2 protein-coding genes are annotated in these 2,270 nt (G+C 42.0%); one reads left to right on the forward strand and one right to left on the reverse strand.

Annotated elements, in window-relative coordinates:
- Positions 1–82 precede the first annotated feature (82 nt).
- Entirely contained in the window at positions 83–1,651 is a 1,569-nt protein-coding gene (locus GX437_02770) for a M20/M25/M40 family metallo-hydrolase (protein NLJ06574.1), read from the forward strand.
- 24 nt (positions 1,652–1,675) lie between these two features.
- Here GX437_02770 and GX437_02775 read toward each other — a convergent pair.
- Positions 1,676–2,270 (reverse strand): DUF2179 domain-containing protein (locus tag GX437_02775; GenBank protein ID NLJ06575.1); only part of this gene is annotated, 595 nt, incomplete at its 5' end.

The raw sequence follows: 2,270 nt of genomic DNA on the forward strand, positions 1-2,270 counted from the left end.
TACTGGTCATTAAAAACTACAAATTTTATCTGGAAAGAAACTGATTTCCCTTAATTATCAACAACCATAAAAAGCATTATACATGAAGCATCTTTTTACCCTGCTGACTTTTTTTATTGCATTCATTTTCTTTTCATTCAAAACAGAAGAAAATGATCCCATTGTCAATCGTATCATCGAACTTGGGAAAAACGACAATCATGCAGACGAGTGGATGAGCATCCTGTGCAAACGTTTTGGCGGAAGAATCACAGGTTCAGTTGCCTATGAAAGTGCGGCTCAATGGGCAGCCTCCAGATTCAGGGAATGGGGAATGGAAGTTATTCTCGATGAAGCCGGTGAAGTGCCTGTCGGATTTGAGAGAGGGCCTTTCTCCGGTAAAATGCTGTCTGAAGAAGGAATGGTTTTACATTTTGCAACCCCTTCGTACACTTCAGGAACCAGGGGACCTCAACGCGGACATGTTGTTTTAGAACCTAAAACACAACAGGAATTCGACCGGATGAAAGCAAAGCTCAGGGGAGCCTGGGTGCTTATCACCGGCAAAAATGACGGCTATCCGATAGACTATACCGAAAAAGGAGACCATATCAGAGATTCCATCATCAGGCTGAATGAGGAAATCAAGGCTAAGAATGAAAAAATTAAAGCCGAGAATGAGAAAATCAAAGACAAAAGCAAACAAAAAGAGCTGATTCCGTTGGCCGATACACCAGCTTTATTTTACAGGCAGATGTGTCAGGCCGGTATTTTGGGGATCATTCAGTCGGCTGCCCTGCCTATCAGAGTCATGTATGACAGAAAAAATCTACCGGAAATGCGTTTTGAAACACTGCCCGAAATACCCGACATTAAGCTGGATGAACATCAGTACTTTATAATCGAACAAAAGGTTAAAGAAAGACAGGATGTTATCCTTGAATTCGATATCAGAAATTATTTCAGGCCCGGCCCTGTCAGGTATTACAATGTTATCGGAGTAATCAAAGGGACTGATTATCCTGATGAATATGTAATCATGGGCGGTCATCTCGATTCCTATGATATTTCAAGGGGAGCTTCCGACAATGCCACAGGGGCTGTACAGGCTATGGAAGCGGCACGCCTGATTATGAAAGCAGGAGGAAAACCCAAAAGGACAATTTTAGTTTGCCTTTGGGCAGCCGAAGAATTCGGATTGCTGGGGTCATGGCACTGGATAAACAGCAATGAAGAAAAATTACCCAAAATCTCCAACATGTTCAACTGGGACAGCGGCCCGAGGGTTTTTACAGGTATTTCTGTTTCCGACTCAATGATGGCAGACATGAGAAAAATCTGCTCACCGATCAGCACCATAAATCCGGACTATCAGTTTGAAGTAAGCCGGAGAGAGCCACAGGAAAAACCGGAAAAAGCATGGGGTACCGATAGCGGCCCCTTTGCTGTCAAAGGCGTTCCAACCATGAATTTCACGGCATCCGATGTCAAAGGTTATGATTTTAACTATTACGAAATATGGCATACGGAAAGAGACGATTATTCCCGCCTGATTCCGGAATATATTGCGCATAATGCCATCGTTACAGCTGTTGTCGTATATGGAGTTGCCAATCTTGATCATCTGCTGAACAGGCAGGGTTATTATCTGGAAAAGCAGAAGAAACAATAAATCAGATTAAATTTTCCTTATATCCTATTTTTTCAACATTCCTCTGAAGAACCTGAATTTCTGCTGGAAACCGGTTTTGGGCTCACTTTCGCCAATTACCTTAACATCCTCAACAGAAATAAAAGAATCAGGATTAAACTTCTGAATAATTTCGGTGATGTTTTTCAGATCTTTTCGGCTGATAACAGAAAAAATCATTTTTACTTTTCCGGTCGCTGAAACGGTATCCACAGCTGTTACATGATATTGAAGCGACTTCAGATAACTGACCAGCTCTTCGGAGTCTGATCGTGGAATGACACGGATGATGACATTTCCAAGAGAAAGTTTTTCTTCAATGACCAAGCCCAGATAATTTCCGAGTGCAAAGCCAAGTCCGTAGGCAATGAAACAAAGCACATTGTTGAGATTCTGGATAATCTGGCTGATAACCAGCAACCAGATAATGACTTCAAAAAAACCAAGAACCGGTGCCAGACGCTTATGGCCTTTTGCCAGAAAAATAAGCCTTAACGTTCCAATGGTCTGGTCAGAAATACGGGCAATGACAATCAGAAGCGGAAGTATTACCCAGTTATACACCCAATCATTTCCGGTAAAAATATTCAGTAATTCCATA

The sequence above is a fragment of the Sphingobacteriales bacterium genome (assembly GCA_012517435.1).
Taxonomy (GTDB): Bacteria; Bacteroidota; Bacteroidia; order CAILMK01; family JAAYUY01; genus JAAYUY01.